The following is an 18,864-nucleotide window of genomic DNA, read 5'->3' as shown; positions in this document are numbered from 1 at the left end:
GTTGCCGGCCACGCCCTGAAAGCAGACATTTTCGCGATTCGACGTCTTCGGGCAGACACGCCGGGAGGCAGGCATGCTCGAATGTCGCCTCCCTGGCGACGAGCAACGGTCTCGAACCTCTTCGCCCGCCCGAACCCTATCCCCGTGAGAGACCATGCAGCGGCAGTTGTTCGGTTTCGCGGCCCTGCTCCTGGCTTGCGCCGCGGCACCGGTGGCCCGGGCACAGGAACCGCCCTTACCCGACAGTACCGCTCCGGTGACGCTGGAAGGAGTCACCGTCTCGGTTCTGCGCACCAGCATTCCCCTCCGGTTCGCCCCGTACTCCGTCTCGGTGGTCGCGGGCGGGCAGCTGTCCTCGGCGGGGAAGCCAGGGCTTGCCCTCGATGAAGTGTTCCGGGCCGTGCCCGGCATTCAGATCGACAACCGCTACAACTACGCACTGGGGGAGCGAATTTCCGTGCGTGGGTTCGGGGCTCGCGCGCAGTTCGGCGTGCGCGGCGTGCGCGTCGTCGTCGACGGGATTCCGGCCACCTTTCCCGACGGGCAGACGAGTCTGAGTCACGTCGACCTCTCCTTTCTCTCCCGGGCGGAGGTCATGCGCGGCCCCGCGTCGTCGCTGTACGGCGGGAGCTCCGGCGGCGTGCTGCAGCTCGAGACCTATCTACCCGACCCCGGTGAGCAACTCCGCCAGGCGTCGCTCACCGCAGGGTCGCACGAGCTGGTGCGAGCCAGCGCCGCCATCGGCGGGGGCAGCGATGGCTCGCGGTACATCCTGCGTCTCTCGCATCAGGGCTACGGTGGCGAGCGCGAGTACAGTGATGCCAGACTGCTGCGCGTCCATGCGGCGAGCCGAGTTGCTCTGCCATTCGGCGACCTGGACCTGACCGCCAGCGCGGTAGACTACGACGCGGAGAACCCCGGCTCGCTCTCACAAGCTCTATTGGAAGAGGATCGCACCCAGGCCTTCGCCAACAACGTCGCCCAGCGTACCGGCGAGGAAGGTCGACAGGCACAGCTCGGCGCGGTGCTGCGCGCGCCGCTGGGCACCACCGAAGTGGAGCTGGCCGCTTACGGCATCGCTCGGGAGGTGCTGAACCCCATTCCGGCCTCGATCATCGATCTCGGACGCCGGGTAGCCGGCTTCCGGGGCATCGTTCGCGCGGGCAATGACCTGGGCACCCTGGCGGCGGGCATCGAAGGGGCGATGCAGCGTGACGATCGGCTCAACTTCGCCAACGACTCGGGCGAGAAAGGCGCCCTCACCCTCGACCAGGACGAGTCGGTGGACGACATCGCGCTCTTTGCCCAGGCGACGTTCCGTCCCTTTCGTCCAGTGACCTTGCTGGGTGGTGCGCGCTACGATTGGTATCGGTTCTCCACCGACGATTACCTCGTGGGGGATGACAACCCGGACGAGTCCGGGAGCATCCGGATGTCGCAGGCGAGCCCCTCGCTCGGCATCTCCGTCGAGCTCGCCCCGGCGCTGACGGCCTTCGCCAATGTGGCAACAGCGTTCGAGACCCCCACCACCACCGAGCTGACAAATCGCCCCGATGGTGCTGGGGGCTTCAACCCCGATCTTCGTCCCCAGGAGACGCTATCGTACGAAGCCGGCCTCAGGGGCTCGGGCGGTGCGGTCACGTACGAGCTCGCCGCCTACACCGCCGAGGTCACCAACGCGTTGATCCCCTTCGAGGTGGAAGGTGCACCCGATCGGCAGTTCTTCCGCAACGCCGGATCGGCGCGGCACCGGGGACTGGAGGTGGGTCTCGGCGCTCTGGTGCAGCCCTGGCTCTGGCTCCGCGGAGCCTACACCTATACGGATGCGCGCTTCGAGGAGTACGAGGTTGCTGGCGAAGCCTTCGACGGGGAGCGCGTTCCGGGAATCGCCCCGCACCGTCTGGAGGCGAGCGTGGAGGTATCCTCCCGGTCCGGGTACCTGGCCGTGGATACCCGCCATGTATCCCGTACCCCGGTGGACGACCGCAACTCCGCCTATTCGGATGCCTACACCGTCGTCGACGCCCGTGTTGGCCTGCGGAGCCTCGCACTGGGCCGAATGCAGCTCGAGCCGGCGCTCGGCGTGCAGAACCTGCTCGACGCCGCCTACAATGCCTCGGTGGTGGTGAACGCGTTCGGTAGCCGCTACTACGAGCCGGCGCCGGGGCGCGCGCTCAGCGCCACGCTGCGTGTCCGCTTCTGAATCGTGCCGGGGAGATAGGATCGGTCCGCTGTGGGCGCCTCGTGCGCACGACCTCGCTCGTCCGGGTGGGCAGCGGTCGCGGCAGCTTCCCTCTGGTACACGAATCGCCGGACGAGAGGAGGGCGCTCGAGGTGTTCCGCGGCGAGCCTCCCATCCTGATCGCGACCCAGGAGCACGCTCTGTCCGTCCGGAGCGCCGGATCAGAGCCTTCGCATCAACCTTAACCCGCAATCCCTTGGCTGGTCACTCGCACGGGCACGGACACGCTCACGCGCACGCGCACGACGTCGCAGCGGAGGCCAACACGCGACGCCTCGGGTTCGTGCTGGCGCTCGTGGTCACCTACATGGTGGCGGAGGTGGTGGGTGGACTGCTCACCAACTCCCTCGCGCTGCTGGCTGACGCCGGGCACATGCTCTCCGACGCCGGAGCGCTCGCCCTGTCGCTCTTCGCCTTGTGGATTGCCAGACGTCCGCCGACATCGACCCTCACCTACGGGTTCTATCGCACCGAGATCCTCGCCGCGCTCCTCAATGGCGCGACCCTGGTGGCGATATCCATCTACATCTTCGCCGAGGCCATCCGTCGTATCGGGGCGCCTCCGGAGATCGAAGGTGGATGGATGATGGTGGTGGCGGGAGGAGGCCTGGGAGTCAACCTGATCGGCTTGTGGATCCTGAGCAGGGGGAGATCGGAAAACCTGAACGTGCGGGGGGCGTGGCTGCACGTGTTGACCGACACGCTGGGGAGCGTAGGCACGCTGGCGGCCGGCGGCCTGATCCTCGCCTTCGATTGGAGGTGGGCCGATCCGGTCGCCTCGGTGTTGATCGGGCTGCTCGTTCTCTATTCCTCCTGGGCGCTGCTGAAGGAGACAGTCGCGGTGCTGATGGAGGGAGCTCCCGGGGACATCGACGTGGACGAGGTTCGGCAGGCGCTCCACGACGTTCCGGGTGTCAGCTCCGCGCACGACCTGCACGTCTGGACGATCACAAGCGGGATGGTGGCGCTGTCCGCGCACGTGGTCGCCGCCGATGGAAGCTCCGGTGGGCCGCTCCTAGAGCGGATCCGGGCGATGCTCTCCGACCGGTTCGGAATCCACCACATCACCGTCCAGGTGGAACCGGCGGATTTCGGCGATTGCTCCATCCACGGCGAGGTGCACGCCTGAGACGCGCACCTCGCCTCACCCTTCACCCGCTGCCAACCAATCCCACCCGGGCGGCCACGGGATCCTCCGGCACCCCGCCGGCCTCGAAGAGCAGCACGGGCACACCGCTCTCCCGAATCAGCTGGTCGGCCGTACCCTGGAAGAGTAGCCGCGAAACCGGACCGCGCGATGGCGCCCGCAGCGCGATCACGTCCACGCGCCGGAGGTCGTCGTCACGGGCGGCGTGCACGTGCTCCAGCACGGTGCGCGCTACCGCCTCACCCACGAGGACCTCGGTAACCACGTCGACGCCGTGACGCCGCAATCGCTCCGCTAGCCCGTTGAGGTACTGTCGGGCGGCCGTTCGACTTTGCAACGCGACCGGAGGCGACGCGGGGTCGTCGACCATCGTCGGTCCGCTCCCCTTGCCCGCGGGGTTCACCACCTGCAGCAGCGTAAGCCGAGCGTCGAAGGGGCGGCCGAGCGACACCGCGTGCTCCAGGATGAGCTCCGCCTCGGCCGAACCGTCGAGAGGGACGAGAATGTTCCGGATCGGTCGGTCGACAGCCGCTGGGGCCGCCCTGGCCTCCTCCGGCACGCGGACGAGCAGCACGGGAAGAGGTAGATCGCGCGCCAGCTGGTCCGCGACGCCGTTGTGCCACAGGCGCCCCAGACCCACGTGCCAGTGGGTGCTCATTACCACCAGGCCGACGGCGCAGCTCAGGGCGTGCCGCTCGAGGGACGTGGCGACACTTCCCTCCACAACGCGCGTCTCCACGCGCACGCCGGAGCCGCGGGCGAGGCGCTCGGCGACCTCGTCCAGGTAGCGCCTCTTCTCTTCCGATGACATCTCCAGCCAGACCGGCGGCAGCGCGGCGGTTTCAGCGCCGGAAGGAACGATGGGGGGAAGGTGGACGTGGGCGAGCTGCAGCAGCGCCCCGGTGCGGCTGGCAATGGAGACGGCGAGGGGAAGGGCGGCTTCGCCGAAGGCCGTGCCGTCGAGCGGTACGAGGATGCATCGGTACACGATCACCTCCTCGCTGACGTTGCGCCCGCGCCTGCCAGCGGTCACCGAGGCCTCGGCTGCGGACGCATCGGCCGCACAATGGCAAGCAGGCCGACCCCCGGAATCTAGGCAGCAGGCGTCGTCGGGGTCAACGACTCGCCCGGCGGACCACGTTCGCGTTAAGCCATTCACGACAGAAAAGCCCCGACCGCCCGGCAGGCAATCGGGGTCCGGATCCCGCCGATCGTCGACCCGCGAGGGTCAGCGCGCGCCGCTCGCCGAGCGGTGACCCTCGACCTCGCGACGGACGAACTGCTCCAGCTTGCCGAGCAGGCTGTCGGAGCCCGCCAGGCTCGCGCCGAAGAGGCCGTCGTCCGTACCCTCGGCCGAGCGCGCGGCACCATAGAGGTTCAACCAGAGGTCGAATCGCTCTCCGAGCCTGAGCACGCTGTAAAAGAGCAGAGATCGGCCAGGCCGCCCGAACAGGATGTCGAAGACGACCGCAAGGAAGGCCAGCTTGATCAGGAGCACGTCCTTGACCGCGTCGATGAGCAGCTTGAGCTGAAGAATGAGCAGGTCCCGGATCAGGACGCCCTTCGTCGGCATCGGAGAGGTGCTCATGAGACGCTCCAGGTGCAGGGTCGACGGACCGAACCCGGCACTCTACGGCCCGGTCCGCCGGCCGGTTTCAACCGGCTCCCCTAGGCCTCCCAGGGCAGCCCCGGCTTCCCGAAATGGCCGTAGTTGGTGGTCTGCCGGTAGATCGGGCGCAACAGGTCGAGCTGCTCGACGATTGCCGCCGGGCGGAAGTCGAAGCGACGCACGAACTCCGCAGCCTCCGCCTCGTCGCCGGTGCCGAAGGTGTCCACCTTCACCGAGACCGGCTTGGCCATGCCGATCGCGTAAGCCACCTGCACCTCGGCCCTGTGAGCGATGCCGGACTTCACCACCTGGCGGGCCACGTAGCGGCAGAAGTAGGCCCCGGAGCGATCCACCTTCGAGGGATCCTTGCCGCTGAAGGCTCCCCCACCGTGTCGGCCCATCCCCCCGTAGGTGTCCACGATGATCTTGCGCCCGGTCACACCGGCATCGGCCGAGGGCCCTCCCTGCACGAACGAACCGGTCGGGTTGGTCAGCACACGCAGATCGTCATGGTACCAGCCGCCCAGGGCCTCCGGGATCACCGTGGAAGCCAGGAAGGAGTGGATCGCGTCACGGGTGACGGCGGGAGTGTGCTGGGTGGAGATGAGCACGTCGGTCACGCGGACCGGCACGTTGCCCTCGTAGAGCACCGACACCTGCGTTTTGGAGTCGGGCCGCAGCCAGTCTACCGTCCGCCGCTTCCGGTGGTCGGCGAGCACGCGCGCAAGGCGGTGGGCAAGGAGGATCGGCAGGGGCATCAACTCCGGGGTCTCGTCGGTCGCGTAACCGAACATGATCCCCTGGTCTCCCGCCCCCTGCTCGCCCGAGAGGGAAGTGCTTGCCGTCACCCCCTGAGCGATCTCCTGCGACTGACTGGTGATGAAGGACTGCACCTTGACTGCCTCGGGCCGGAACGGCTGATCCCCGTCCACATATCCGATTTCCGCGATCACCTCGCGCACCAGCGCGTCGTAATCGACCTGGGCGTCAGAGGTGATCTCGCCCGCCAGTATCACGTTGTCCTCCTTGCAGAGGACTTCGCAGGCAACGCGGCTGGCCCGATCGGCGTTGAGATGTGCGTCCAGGACACTATCCGCGATGTAGTCGCAGACCTTGTCCGGGTGGCCCTCCGACACGGATTCGGAAGTGAACGTGTATGTGCCCGTCGCGACCGGGGCGCGGAGCTTTCCTTCGAGGGTGCTCATGGCTGCGTGAAGTGAAGGGTATTTATCGACGTGCCGCCTCTCCGGGACGGCGACGCAGCCTGGGGGGCGTCCTTCGCTCCAAAATGCGAGGAGTCCCGTGCGTGCGCCGCACGGGACTCCCGGGCGGTTTAGCACATTTATTACGCGGAGCAATCGCGAGAAATCGCCGCGGCGCCCCCGGGGCGCGAACTGAATATGCGCCGCGGCAGGGGTGAAGTCAACGGCAACGAGGCGAGGTCGTCAGGCGCAAATCCGCGCGAACGAAGGCCCTAGCCGGTGCTCTGCATCGCCGCGGCGATGCCGTTGATGCTCAGGAAGATGTCCTGGCGGAGCTCCTCGTCGTCCATGTCGCTCCCCTCGCGGGAACGGCGAATGAGCTCGATCTGCAGGAGGTTGAGAACGTCAGTATAGGGGTTGCGAAGGGCGATCGACTTGCGGATCACCGGGCTGTTCTCCAGCAGCTCACCGTTGCCGGTGATGCGCAGGATCATTTCCCGCGCACGCTCGAAATCGTCGGCGATCCAGCGATGGTAATCCGGCCCGTTATGCCGGTCGTCCAGCCGGGCGTAGCGCTCCGAGATCGGCAAGCGCGCGCGCGCCATCTCCCGTTGGGCGCTCTCCAGCACCGCATCGAAGAACGGCCACTCCCGCGACAGCTTGCGCAGCGCTTCCTCCGCTCCGGGATCCTCCTCGATCGTCTGCTGCAGAGCCTTGCCCACGCCGAACCAGCCCGGCACCAGGTACCGTGCCTGCGTCCAGGCAAAGACCCAGGGAATCGCGCGCAGGCCCTCGAAATCTACCTCCGAGGCGGACTTCCGGGAGACCGGTCGGGATGCGATGGGGAGGCGGCTGATCTGCTCGATCGGGGTGACGTGGATGTACCACCGCCAGAGGCCGGGATCGTCAATCAGCTCGCGGTAGGCCTGCATCGATCGCCGCGCCACCTTCTCCATCAGCTCTTCTCGACGATCCGCCGGCGCCGCCACTGGCTCTTCCGGAGCGAACGCGGCGAGCATGGCGCTCACGAGCTGCTCCAGGTGCCGGCGCGCGATCTCGGGGAGCGCATAGCGGAAGGAGATGACCTCTCCCTGCTCCGTGAGCCGGATGCGGCCGTTGTGCGCCACCCGCGGCATGGCGAGGATCGCCTGGTTGGCGCGCCCACCGCCGCGGCCGACGGTGCCGCCCCGCCCGTGGAAGAGGCGGAAATCGACGTCGTACTCGCGACAGACCGCCCCCAGGCTGCGCTGCGCCTTGTGCAGCGCCCAGTTGGCCATCCAGTACCCGCCGTCCTTGTTGCTGTCCGAGTAGCCGAGCATGATCTCCTGGAAGCGGCCACGAGCTTCGAGCTGCGGCCGATAAGCAGGATGCTCGAACAGCTGCCGCATCAGGTTGTGCGACGTCTCCAGGTCGTCGATGGTCTCGAACAGCGGCACGAAATCGAGCGCCGGGAAGCCGCCCTCAGGTGTCCCGAGGCCGGCCTCCTTCGCCAGCAGCATCGGCTCCAACAGGTCGCTGATCGCGTGCGTCATGCTCACGATGTAGCACCGGATCGAAGCTGGTTCGGCCTGGATCGCCTGGCGCATCAGCGCGAAGGTTTCCAACACCTCGCGGGCACCCTTCGGGAGCTCCGCCCCGCGCGCCAGTAGCGGGCGCGGATTACGAAGCTCGGCCGTGAGCACCGCCAGCTTTTCCTCCTCGGACAGGGCGGCGTAGTTCTCCGTGACCCCGGCGAGCCGCAAGATCTCGGTGAGGGCCTGCTCGTGGATCCGGCTGTGCTGGCGCACGTCGAGGGTCGCCAGGTGGAAGCCAAAGGAGCGGGCGAGCACTCGCGCGCGCCACAGGTTGCTGTGATCCGCCGCCTCGGCGAAGCCGCTCTCGCGTAGCGCGCTGTCGATCAGGTCCAGATCGGCGACGTAGCGTTCGCTCGTGTAGCCGGAGCGGTAGGGGTCGCCCGCTTCCAGGTCCTCGAGCAGCCAGCCAAGCCGGGTCATCATGTAGACCAGCTTCAGCCGGTAGGGCTCGTCCTGGTACTGGCGACGGCGAGCCTCGTCGAGGGGCACCTCCTGCTCATCCGCTTCGAGGGAACGGTAGAGCGACTCCGGGATCGCCGCGCGGCGCTGCGAGATGCTCAGTTCCTGCTGCAGGCGCCGCAGCTCCTCGAGGTGCTTTCGCAGTGCCGTCTGTCGCTGCACGGCCAGCGTCCAGCGAGTCACCTCGGGCGTGACGTTCGGATTGCCGTCGCGGTCGCTCCCGATCCACGACCGGTAGCGCAGAAAGACCGGCAGCTCGTGCACCTCGCCGTAGTGCTTGCGAAGCGCGCGCTCCACGTCCCGATGAATCGCGGGGACGGCCTCCCAGATGCTGCCGCGCAGGAAATAGAGGCCCTGCTCCACCTCCTCCCGCACGGTGGGGCGCTCCACCCGCACCTCCGCCGTGGCCAACAGCAAGGAGATGTGCGCGTAGAGCTCGTCGAGGGCGTCTTCTTCCTCGTCCGGCGTCGGGTCGAGCCGCAGCTGGGTGAGCAGCGTGGCGATCCGCCGTTGCTTGTCGAGGATGCTGCGGCGGCGCGCTTCGGTGGGATGAGCGGTGAGCGTGGGCTGGATGTCCAGTCGCCCGATCAGCTCCAGTGCCTTTTCGATGGGCACGCCGGCGCCCTTCATCTTCCCGATCGCCTCGTCGATCGAGTCCGGTCGCCCGACGTGCCCGCCCGCCCCGCGTGCCCGCTCGCGATTGATGCGGATGATCTCCTGCTGCTCCGCCTGGTTCACCAGGTGGAAGAAGGCGCTATAGGCGCGCAGCAACCACACGAGCTCGTTCTGTCCGAGCCCGCGGATGATCTCTTCCGCCCGATCGCGGGCCGCGGGATCATTCTCGTTGGCCGCCCGTTTACAGAGTTGTCGGAGATCCTCGACGAGGTTGAAGATGCCTTCCCCCGCCTGCTCGCGGATCGCCTGACCGAGCATCTCGCCCAGCAGGTTTACCTGCTGCGACAACGGTTGCGAGATGCCCGTTCCTTCCGACTTCACCTGTAATCCCTGCCAGCGGCTCATTTCGCTGTGATCTTTATACAGAGTGGCGCGCGGCCCGCGTTCGGACAGCACGGAAGAGGCTGATGACTAGCGCATCGCCACCGCGATGTCCATAGTCGGCCAGGCGGCACTCGATAGCCGGGCCTCGCTGCAGCGGGGACGGACGGGCGCCGCCTCGCCAGCGGCGCACCCACGACGCAGCGGCCCGGCCCGGAGGAATGGGACGCGGGTAGGCGGGAGGAAGGTGCTCGTAGCTTCGAACCGTGGTCGCTCGCCCCGCCGCGGGCCGGGGCGGCGGCGTTCAGCGGTCAGCGACTGGCATACACGCGGGTCGTCCCGTCGCGCATCACCAGGAGGACGTCGTACGGCTGACGGGTCGGTCCCTCCATGCCGGGTGAGCCCATTGGCATGCCGGGAACGGCGAGCCCGGCGGCCTTGGGCTTCTCTTTGAGCAGCTTCTGCACCAGGTCGGCGGGCACGTGGCCCTCCACGAAGTAGCCTCCCACCAGCGCCGTGTGGCAGGAGTCGAGGCCGGCCGGAACTCCGACATCGCGCTTGAGCGGACTCACGTCCGCAACGTCGCGCACGGTCGGCTGGAAGCCGGCCTCGGCCATGTGATCCACCCAGTTGGAGCAGCAGCCGCAGGTGGGGCTCTTATATACCAGGATTTCCTGGCGTGAAGCGAGCGCATACGCTGGGCGCCCGCTGAGTAGCGCGGCTGCCGCGCCGGCCGCCGTAGCCAGCCAGGCTCTACGTGTAAGCATTCGGGATCGATCGGTTAGCAGGTCCTTCCGTCGGCCTTCTCGGCACCCTCCTCAAGATGCACCCTCGACGCGGGCCCCGAAAGTGTTTACGCCAACGTTGACTGCGGGTTCGGCCACGTGCACTCATTGACCGGAGGCCAGCGCCCTCCTCGTCCCTCACCCGCCTGTCGCAGGAGACCAGGATGAGAGCCCATCCGCAGGAGACGATCGGCAAAGCACGGCAGGCCCACGCGGAGAGCCTCGAGAGCTATCTTGCCCGCGTCACCGGACTGGAGGGGGAGCCCTTGCGGCAGGAGGTCGAGCGGGTGATGGGCATTGTCGAAGGCATCCCCCAGTTGATGGAGCGGGTGAACGAAGTGGCCATGCGGCGGGGCGTCGGGCTCCTGGTTCAGCCGCTCCTCGAGCACGCCGCCGACTATTTCCGTGATCCCGCCGACCACGCCCCCGAAGTTGCCTACGGCGTTACCGGCCTGCTGGACGACGCCTACCTGGCGCTCAGCGTAGTGGCGCTGGTCCACGACAGCTTCGAGCAGATGGTGGACGTGGACGTGCCCGGTCAGGTGGCGACTCTTCGCAGACTGCTCGAGCCCGACCTGGTGGAGCGCCTGGATGCCGAGGTCGGGCGAGCAATCCTCAAGCTCGCCCGCACGGTCGCCGGACTGCGCGAGCGCTCTTCCCTCGACGTCGACTTCTTCCTGGAGCGCCGCTGACCGACCACGGCACCGGCATCACGGGACGTTCTCTCGGAGCTCGGCCAGCCAGACCTCCGATTCCGCATCCGAGGGAGCACGCCAATCGCCCCGCGGTGAGAGCGATCCTCCCGAACCCACCTTCGGTCCATTCGGCATTGCCGAGCGCTTGAACTGGCTGATCTTGAAGAAGCGGTAGAGGAAGACCTCGAGCCAGTGCTTGATGGTCGACAGGTCATACTCGTTGCGCTTCTCGACCGCGAGCAGCTCCGGCCACTCCCCCCGGTCGCGGTCCCCCCACGCGTGATGTGCGAGGAAGGCGACCTTGCTCGGCCGGAACCCGAACCGGCTGATGTAGTAGAGGTTGAAGTCCTGCAATTCGTAGGGGCCGATGCGAGCCTCCGTGCTCTGCGCCGGCCCTTCGCCGTCCTCCCCCGGAACCAGCTCCGGCGAGATCTCCATGTCGAGGATCGAGTTCAGCACGCGGCTGGTCTCCGGACCGAACTCCTCCCGCTTCGCCACCCACCGGATCAGGTGCTGAATCAGCGTCTTGGGGACAGAGGCGTTGACGTTGTAATGCGACATCTGGTCTCCAACCCCGTAGGTCGACCAGCCCAGCGCGATCTCGCTGAGGTCGCCGGTGCCGAGGACCAGCGCGGAGTGGTGATTTGCCAGCCGGAAGAGGTGTGACGTTCGCTCGCCGGCCTGCACGTTCTCGAAGGTGACGTCGTAGGTCGACTCACCCTCGGCGAAAGGGTGGCCGATGTCCTGGAGCATCTGCCGGGCGGAGGGGCGGATGTCGATCTCTTCGGCGTGGATCCCCAGCCCCCGCATCAGGGCGTGCGCGTTGCGCAGGGTGGTGCGGCTGGTGGCGAAGCCGGGCATGGTGTAGCCGAGAATGTTGGTGCGAGGGAGGCCCAGCCGGTCCATGGTACGGGCGGCGACGATCAGCGCGTGAGTCGAATCCAGCCCGCCCGAGACGCCGATCACCACCTTCTCGATGCCGGTGGCCTCCAGGCGCTTCATCAGGCCGTGCACCTGGATGTTGTACGTCTCGTAGCAGCGCAGGTCGAGCTTCGCGGGATCGGAAGGGACGAAGGGGAAGCGCTGCACCGATCGCATCAGCGGGATCTCACCCTCCGGAAGCCGGAACTCGAACGGGATCGTGCGGATCGCCCGTACTCGGCCAGCGTGCTCGCTGGCCGCGTCGGAAAAGGTGGTCATGCGCATGCGATCCTGGAGCAGGCGCTCGAGGTCGATATCCGACGCGATCACCTGTTCGTCCCTGGCGAAGCGCTCGGATTCGGCCAGCAGCTCGTCGTTCTCGTAGATGAGCGCATGACCGTCCCAGGCCAGATCGGTGGTGGATTCGCCGGGTCCGGCCGCCGAATAGAGGTAGGCCGCGATGCACTTTCCTGATTGCGCCGCCACCAGATCCCGGCGGTACTCCGCCTTCCCGATCGTAATGTTGCTGGCGGAGAGGTTGGCGAGTACCGTGGCGCCGGCGAGCGCAGCGAAGCTGCTCGGAGGGATCGGTGTCCACAGGTCCTCGCAGATCTCGACGTGCAGCGCGAAGCCGGGTACGTTCTCGGCCGCGAACACCAGGTCATTGCCGAAAGGCACGTCGAGCCCCAGCAGCCGCACGGTCCCGACCGGCGCGCCCCGTCCGGGGGTGAACTGGCGGCGCTCGTAGAATTCGCGGTAGTTCGGCAGGTAGCTCTTGGGCACGACCCCCAGGATCGCGCCGCCGTAGACCACGACCGCACAGTTGTAGAGCATCCCCCCGAAGCGAAGTGGCGCCCCCACCAGCAGAACCGGCGTCAGCTTGGCGCTTGCGCGGACCACTTCGTGGAGCGCCGCGAGGCTGGCGCCGAGCAGAGCGTCCTGCTGAAAGAGATCTTCGCAGCTGTAGGCGGAGAGCCCCAGCTCCGGGAACAGGGCGACGGCGGCGTTCAGCTCGGAGGCACGCCGGGCGAGCGCGAGGGTCCGCTCCACGTTGTACGGCGGATCCGCGACCCGCACGCGGGGAATGCAGACCGCGGCGCGGATGTACCCGTGCGAGTAGATCGAGTTGAAGGTGCGGGACATGGTCTCTGGCTTCCCGGGGTCGTGAGCGCTCCGGTCACGATCGCTCAGCGGCACAACCCGCGCCGCCGTCGGCGAGGGAATGACTACGGAATCTCCCCGCCAAGGCCGAAACCTGCAACAGGCAGGTGCCGCTCGTGAGTCGCTGGGGTCCATCCAACGACGCAGCGGTGCAATCTGTATCTAACGGACTTGCGCAATCTTGTTTCGGCCTGGTCCATCCTCGTTGCCGAACCCATCTTACAGGTTCCGGAAGAATGCCTGGCAGCCGCTTCCGCGGTGGCGTACCCCTCCACGACGAAGATAGATGATGTTGTGCATTCGTTCGACGGTCGCCTCCGCAACGGCGGCTGCGGTCTGGGCCGTGACCGCCTCCGCGGCCTCGGCGCAGGCGCCCGTCAGGGTGGTGACACTGGAAGAGGCGATCGAGCAGGCTCTGAACAATGACCCCGCCGCGATCGCCGCTTCCGGCGCGGAGCAGGCTTCTCGGGCCGAGCTCCGCCAGGCGTGGGGAAGCTACCTGCCTACGCTGACGGTCAACTCCAGCTACGGCAACTCCAGCAACCAGCGCTTCGACCAGGCCACGGGGCGCCTCGTCTCGGAGAGCTACACCGCGCAGATCACGGCGGGCTACGACGTCTTCACCGGGGGCAGGCGGCTGCTCCAGCAGCGGGCGGCCCGAGCGCAGAGCCGCGCCGCCTCGGCGGAGAATCGCGCGCAGCGGTTCCAGACGATCCTCAACACCCAGCGGACCTTCTACGCCGCAGCGGCGGGCGACGAGCTGGTAATGGCGGCGGAGCAGCGGCTGGAGCGTGCGCGACAGCAGCTCGCCTTCGCGGAGGCACGCCTGCAGCTGGGTACGGCGACCCGCTCCGACGTGCTGCGGGCGGAGCTGGAGGTGGGGAACGCGGAGCTCGCGGTGATCGACGCGGAATCCAGTCGGCGCCGCGCCCGCCTCGAGCTGGGCCGGGTGATTGGTATCGACGAGGAGGTGCAGCCCTCGGCGGGGGTGCTGCCGGAACAGGCCCCGGAGCTGCCTCCGGTCGAGACGCTCGCAACCCTGGCCGAGCGCACCGCGCCTTCGGCGGTGGCCGCCCGGTCCACGCACCAGGCGATGCGAGCGGCGTCGCTATCGGCGCTGGCGGCCTACCTGCCCACCATCCGGGCGACCGGCGGTTATGACTGGCAGGCCGTCGAGTTCCCGCCCAACGACCAGAGCTGGAGCATCCGGCTGGTAGCCTCCATCCCGGTCTTCAACGGTCTGCAGCGGGAGACCGCGGTCACCCAGGCCAGGATCAACGCACGCGTCGCCGACGCCCGGGCGCGCGATGCCGCCATCGGCGCGCGGATCGCGGCCGAGGACGCCGCGCGGGAGCTGGGTTCCGCCGAGCGCCGGGTAGAGATTGCCGGTCGCGCGGTCGAGCTCGCCCGCGAGGACCTGCGAGTGCAAGAGGAGCGATACCAGCTCGGCAACGTCACCATCCTCGATCTCCAGGCGTCGCAGCTCGCACTGGCGGAGGCTGAGGTGGCCTGGGTCGAAGCGCGTCAGGCGCTCGCGACCGCGATCGGACAACTGGAAGCGGTGCTCGGCCAGACGCTCGCCGAGCTGAACGGAAGGCGCTCTGCGAGCTCGCTGCCCGAGTAATCACCCATGATTTTTATCCCTGAAATGACCCGTCGGAATCTTCGACAGCCCCTCTCTACCCGCCTCCTGGTGCCGCTGGCCGCGCTCGCGCTTGCCGCGTGCGGCGACGGCGAAGCAGCGCCCAACACAGGCGGAGGCGGACGAGGCGGGGGCCCCACGGCTGCGCCGGTCGAGACCGGTCTCGTTGAGCTCGGCACGATCGCACGCTCGGTGACCGTCTCCGGCGTGGTCGAGCCAATTCGCACAGTCGGCGTCAACAGCCAGCTCTCCGGGGCTCTCCTCACCGTCGAGGTGGAGGAAGGGATGAGAGTACGCGAGGGCCAGGTCCTTGCGCGGATGGACGATCGCGAGCTCGCCGCGCAGGAGGCGAGTGCCGAGGCGGCCTTCAACGTGGCTGAGGCCGCCTTCAAGCGGGCGGAGCAGCTCTACCAGAACCAGGTCATCACCATCAACGAGTACGAGCGCGATCGCACCGCGTACGCGGCCGCGCTGGCACAGCTCGAGCAGCTTCGCACCCGTCGGGGCTATGCGATCGTCCGCTCCCCCCTCGACGGCATCGTGCTGGAGAAGCGCGTCGAAGCAGGCGACGTGGTGGCACCCCAGACTCAGCTCTTCCGCATCGGTGACGTATCCACGATGGTGGTGCGCGTTCCGGTTTCGGAGCTCGACGTGGTGGAGCTCGCCCCGGGAGCTACCGCCTCTATCGTCTTCGATGCCTTCCCGTCCCGTACCTTCACCGGCACGATCCGCCGGATCTTCCCCTCCGCCGACCCGACCACCCGCCTGGTGCCCGTGGAGGTGGCGCTCGACGCCGAGGGGGCCATTACCGCCCGCCCCGGCTTCCTTGCACGGGTGACCTTCGCGCTGGGAGCCCGCTCGAACGTTCCGCTGATCCCGGCGAGCGCGGTGGTGAGCGGAGTCGGTGGCCAGGCAGTCTTCACGCTGGAGAACGGCCAGGCGATGCGCCGCTCGATCCAGACGGGCCTCACCTCCGAGGGAAAGGTCGAGGTGCTCTCCGGAGTCGAGCCGGGAGAGGTGATCGTCGTGGCCGGCGCCAACACCCTGCGGGACGGCGCCGCCGTGCGCGTGGTTTCAGGGCCGGAAGGTAGCCAGGCTCCCCAGGACAGTAATACCCAGACCCGAACGAGCGGAGGAGCGTCGTGAGTACGCCAGAGCGCGCGCCCCGGAGGCGCGGTCTCTCCAGCCTTTCCATCGCGCGGCCGATCGGCACGCTGATGGCGACGTCGGTGGTGCTGGTCCTGGGCTTCTTCTTCCTGGCAAGACTTCCGCTCGACCTGCTGCCCACCATCGTCTATCCCCAGATCCGCGTCAACGTCAACAACCGGGGAGTCGAGCCGGAAGTGCTCGAGGAGACGGTGGCGAAGCCCCTCGAGGCTGCGCTGGCGACGACCGAGAATCTGGCGCGTATCGAGACCGAGGTGCAGGAAGGCCGTGTCGGCATCAACCTGCACTTCAACTACGGCACCGACATCGACTTCGCCCTGCAGGACGCGGCGAAGAACCTGGAGCGGGCCCGGGGCCAGCTTCCTGAAGAGGCCGACCCCCCCACGATCTACAAGTCCGACCCGTCGCAGATCCCCATCTTCGAGGCCGCGTTCTCGTCGCCAACCCGGGATCTGATCTCTCTCCGTGACTGGGTCGAGTACCGCCTGCGGCCGCAGCTCCTCACCATCGAGGGCGTGGCGTCGGTCGACGTCTCGGGCGGGCTCATCCGCGAGGTGCAGGTGATCCTCGACCAGGAGCGCCTGCGTTCCTACGGCCTCTCGGTGTCGCAGGTGATCGATGCGATCCGCAACGCGAACCAGGATGTGGCTGCGGGGCGGGTTTCCTCGCCGACGCGAGAGGTGGTCGGCAAGACGGCCGGCAAATTCCAGAGCGTGGCCGAAATCCGGTCGCTGCTTCTGCAGGTGCCCGGCGGCGGGCGAATCCCGCTCGCCGAGATCGCGGAGGTCCGCGACACCAACCAGGAGCAGCGGATGTGGGTGCGTCTCGACGGCGTGCCCGCCGTGAAGTTGAGCATTCGCAAGCAGCCGGACGCCAACACCGTAAAGGTTGCCGACGAGGTACAGGAACGGCTGGAGCAGCTCGCCGCGACCGGCTTCATGCCGTCTAACATTCACTACGAGGTCACGCAGAACCAGGCGGACTTCATTCGCAACTCGGTGAACTCGGTGCGCGACGCGGCGGTCAGCGGAGCGTTGTTGGCGATGATGGTGGTCTTCCTCTTCCTGGGCTCGCTGCGGAAGACTTTCATCATCGGAACCGCCATCCCCATCGCGATCCTCGGCACCTTCGTGATGATGGGGCTCGGCAAGCTGACGCTGAACATCATGTCGCTGGGTGGGCTCGCGCTGGGCGTGGGAATGCTCATCGACAGCTCCATCGTGATGCTGGAGAACATCTTCCGGCTCGCGGAGGAAAAGCACGAGGACCCCGAGGAAGCCGCTCACGAAGGGGCGGGGGAGGTGCAGAGCGCCCTCGTCGCGGCCACTCTGACCAACGTCGCCGCGGTCGTTCCCTTCCTGCTGATCAGCGGCCTGGCGGCGCTGATCTTCAAGGAGCTGATCCTCACGATCACCTTTGCGATCTTCGGCTCCCTTGCCGTTGCGCTGACCATCGTTCCCATGCTGGCGGCGCAGCTCGGCAAGGTCCGCTTCAGCAGCGGTCTGGCCCGATCACGGCTGATGCGAGGGGTCGACGGGATGATGGACAGGCTCCGCCGCTTCTACCGGCGCGTCGGTCCGGGCGTGCTACGGTTCCGTTGGCTCGTCCTCGGTTCCGCCGTGGCGCTTCTCGTGGTGATGGTGAGCCTGACGCGCAACCTGGGAAACGAGTTCCTGCCCCAGGTCGACGATGGAAACGTCGGCGTCTACATCACCCTGCCCCCGGGTGCATCGGCCGAGCAGACGAATCAGGTGGCGCTCGAAGTGGAGGAGATCATCCGGACGATGCCGCACGTCGAGCACGTCTTCGCGGTGGCGGGAGGATTCCTCTTCGGCTCGAGCACCGCCGAGCGGGCCGGACGGGGGTCGATTGACATCATCCTCGCTCCCTCCGACCAGCGGGAGATGACGGCCGACGAGTGGGTGCAGGCGCTGCAGACCAAGATCAACGAGCGCGGCTTTCCCGGCGCCCGCGTCTTCGTGCGGCCGCCGCGTATTCGAGGTTTGCGTACTTCCGCATCGGGATCGCCCATCGAGGTGACCATCCAGGGGGACGACCTGCTCACGCTGCAGCGTATCGCCGATGACATCATGCTGCGGGTGCGAGACGTACCGGGTCTCGAAAACCTGGAACCCTCTGCCGAAGAGGCGAGCCCCGAGCTGGCGGTGGAGCTCGACCGTGAGCGCGCCTCCTATCTGGGCCTCAACGTAGCCACGGTGGGCCAGACGCTGCGCACGGCGCTCGACGGCACCATCGCCAGCCAGTACACGGAGGGAAACAAGGAGTACGACATCCGGGTGATGTTCCCCCGGGAACATTTCACCAGCCCCGAGGACCTTCGCTCGGTGGCGCTCTACCCGGGTCAGGCGGGCGGCGCCCCCATCTATCTGCGGGACGTGGCGAACGTCTACTCGACGCTGGGACCGACCAACATCCTGCGTGAAAACCAGAACCGGGTGATGCGGTTGTCGGGTGACGTGATCACCGAGATCGCCACCGTCGGAGAGGTGAACCAGGCAATTCGCGCGCGCATCGCGGATCTCGAGCTGCCGGAAGGCTACGCGATCCTGTTCGGCGGCGAGGAGGAGTCGATCCGCGAGAACAACCGCCAGCTCACCATCGTCATCGCCCTGGCGATCTTCCTGGTCTTCGTGGTGATGGCGGTCCAGTACGAGAGCCTGCTCAACCCGCTGGTGATCATCACCGCCATCCCCCTCTCGCTGATCGGTGTGGGCGGTGCCCTGTGGATCACCCAGACCCCTCTCAGCGCGCCGGTGCTACTCGGGGTCATCCTGCTGGCCGGTATCGTCGTGAACAACGCGATTCTGCTGGTCGAGTACATCGAGCAGTTCCGCCGGGAGGCTGGCGCGAGCATGGAGGAGGCGGTGGTCGAGGCGGGCGTGGTGCGTCTGCGCCCGATCCTGATGACGACGTTGACCACGGTCTTCGGCATGTTTCCTCTTGCGCTGGGAATGGGACAGGGCTCGGAGATGATGCAGCCTCTGGCGATCGCCGTCGTGGGCGGGCTCTCCGTTTCCATGTTGTTGACGCTTTTCGTGGTGCCCTGCACCTACGTGATCCTCCAGCGCGCGGGCGACCGCTGGAAGGCATGGATCACCGGTCGCGCACCGGTACCCGCCACCGCCGCATCGCACCCGCGGCAGGTGGAAGTACCGGCTGGCGGTGACTGAGCAGGTGTCCGAGAAATGGGAAGGGCGCTGCAAGGCGCCCTTCTTCATGACTTCTTTACAAGGGCATGAGAAC

Annotated in this window: 12 protein-coding genes; 6 read left to right on the top strand and 6 right to left on the bottom strand. The window is 67.5% G+C overall.

Going from position 1 to position 18,864, the window contains the following annotated elements; all coding sequences use genetic code 11:
• The first annotated feature begins 154 nt into the window (after positions 1-154).
• Both VF167_16595 and VF167_16590 read left to right on the top strand, forming a co-directional pair.
• Positions 155-2,203, top strand: a complete 2,049-nt coding sequence (locus VF167_16595) for a TonB-dependent receptor (GenBank protein ID HEX6927044.1) — start codon at positions 155-157, stop codon at positions 2,201-2,203.
• Between the two features lie 235 nt (positions 2,204-2,438).
• On the top strand, positions 2,439-3,371 hold the full coding sequence (locus VF167_16590; GenBank protein ID HEX6927043.1) for a cation diffusion facilitator family transporter: 933 nt from the start codon (positions 2,439-2,441) through the stop codon (positions 3,369-3,371).
• 22 nt (positions 3,372-3,393) lie between these two features.
• Here the strand turns inward: VF167_16590 and VF167_16585 are convergent, their stop codons facing one another.
• From VF167_16585 to VF167_16565, 5 genes are all read right to left on the bottom strand, one after another.
• On the bottom strand, positions 3,394-4,422 hold the full coding sequence (locus VF167_16585; protein ID HEX6927042.1) for a universal stress protein: 1,029 nt from the start codon (positions 4,420-4,422) through the stop codon (positions 3,394-3,396).
• A 195-nt stretch (positions 4,423-4,617) separates the two neighbouring features.
• Positions 4,618-4,977 carry a hypothetical protein gene (locus tag VF167_16580; protein ID HEX6927041.1) on the bottom strand — a complete coding sequence of 120 codons (360 nt, stop codon included), beginning with the start codon at positions 4,975-4,977 and terminating at the stop codon, positions 4,618-4,620.
• Between the two features lie 80 nt (positions 4,978-5,057).
• Complete coding sequence (metK, locus tag VF167_16575) at positions 5,058-6,203, bottom strand: methionine adenosyltransferase (protein HEX6927040.1); 1,146 nt, start codon at positions 6,201-6,203, stop codon at positions 5,058-5,060.
• A 269-nt stretch (positions 6,204-6,472) separates the two neighbouring features.
• Positions 6,473-9,253: a phosphoenolpyruvate carboxylase gene (ppc, locus tag VF167_16570; GenBank protein ID HEX6927039.1), complete on the bottom strand. Its 2,781-nt coding sequence runs from the start codon at positions 9,251-9,253 to the stop codon at positions 6,473-6,475.
• A gap of 287 nt (positions 9,254-9,540) precedes the next feature.
• Positions 9,541-9,996 carry a DUF411 domain-containing protein gene (locus VF167_16565; protein HEX6927038.1) on the bottom strand — a complete coding sequence of 152 codons (456 nt, stop codon included), beginning with the start codon at positions 9,994-9,996 and terminating at the stop codon, positions 9,541-9,543.
• A gap of 182 nt (positions 9,997-10,178) precedes the next feature.
• On the opposite strand from VF167_16565, the gene VF167_16560 reads away from it, so the two are divergent.
• Entirely contained in the window at positions 10,179-10,706 is a 528-nt protein-coding gene (locus tag VF167_16560; protein HEX6927037.1) for a hypothetical protein, read from the top strand.
• A gap of 18 nt (positions 10,707-10,724) precedes the next feature.
• Here the strand turns inward: VF167_16560 and VF167_16555 are convergent, their stop codons facing one another.
• Complete coding sequence (locus tag VF167_16555) at positions 10,725-12,773, bottom strand: NAD(+) synthase (GenBank protein ID HEX6927036.1); 2,049 nt, start codon at positions 12,771-12,773, stop codon at positions 10,725-10,727.
• A gap of 304 nt (positions 12,774-13,077) precedes the next feature.
• On the opposite strand from VF167_16555, the gene VF167_16550 reads away from it, so the two are divergent.
• From VF167_16550 to VF167_16540, 3 genes are read left to right on the top strand one after another with little or no spacing between them, the layout of a single operon-like run.
• On the top strand, positions 13,078-14,415 hold the full coding sequence (locus tag VF167_16550) for a TolC family protein (protein ID HEX6927035.1): 1,338 nt from the start codon (positions 13,078-13,080) through the stop codon (positions 14,413-14,415).
• A gap of 24 nt (positions 14,416-14,439) precedes the next feature.
• Positions 14,440-15,579 (top strand): efflux RND transporter periplasmic adaptor subunit, encoded by a 1,140-nt coding sequence (locus tag VF167_16545; protein ID HEX6927034.1) that lies wholly within the window; start codon positions 14,440-14,442, stop codon positions 15,577-15,579.
• On the top strand, positions 15,576-18,791 hold the full coding sequence (locus VF167_16540) for an efflux RND transporter permease subunit (protein ID HEX6927033.1): 3,216 nt from the start codon (positions 15,576-15,578) through the stop codon (positions 18,789-18,791). Before VF167_16545 ends, VF167_16540 begins: the two co-directional genes overlap by 4 nt.
• The last annotated feature ends 73 nt before the right edge of the window (positions 18,792-18,864 follow it).

The sequence above is a fragment of the Longimicrobiaceae bacterium genome, assembly GCA_036375715.1.
Lineage (GTDB): Bacteria > Gemmatimonadota > Gemmatimonadetes > Longimicrobiales > Longimicrobiaceae > DASVBS01.
This window is presented reverse-complemented; position numbering and strand designations above follow the sequence as displayed.

What these genes read in the sequence shown, in the direction of transcription:
- VF167_16595 (HEX6927044.1), top strand. Translation starts at nt 155, where the DNA reads ATGCAGCGGCAGTTGTTCGGTTTCGCGGCCCTGCTCCTGGCTTGCGCC.
- VF167_16580 (HEX6927041.1), bottom strand. Translation starts at nt 4,977, where the DNA reads ATGAGCACCTCTCCGATGCCGACGAAGGGCGTCCTGATCCGGGACCTG.
- metK (HEX6927040.1), bottom strand. Translation starts at nt 6,203, where the DNA reads ATGAGCACCCTCGAAGGAAAGCTCCGCGCCCCGGTCGCGACGGGCACA.
- ppc (HEX6927039.1), bottom strand. Translation starts at nt 9,253, where the DNA reads ATGAGCCGCTGGCAGGGATTACAGGTGAAGTCGGAAGGAACGGGCATC.
- VF167_16565 (HEX6927038.1), bottom strand. Translation starts at nt 9,996, where the DNA reads ATGCTTACACGTAGAGCCTGGCTGGCTACGGCGGCCGGCGCGGCAGCC.
- VF167_16560 (HEX6927037.1), top strand. Translation starts at nt 10,179, where the DNA reads ATGAGAGCCCATCCGCAGGAGACGATCGGCAAAGCACGGCAGGCCCAC.
- VF167_16555 (HEX6927036.1), bottom strand. Translation starts at nt 12,773, where the DNA reads ATGTCCCGCACCTTCAACTCGATCTACTCGCACGGGTACATCCGCGCC.
- VF167_16550 (HEX6927035.1), top strand. Translation starts at nt 13,078, where the DNA reads ATGATGTTGTGCATTCGTTCGACGGTCGCCTCCGCAACGGCGGCTGCG.
- VF167_16545 (HEX6927034.1), top strand. Translation starts at nt 14,440, where the DNA reads ATGACCCGTCGGAATCTTCGACAGCCCCTCTCTACCCGCCTCCTGGTG.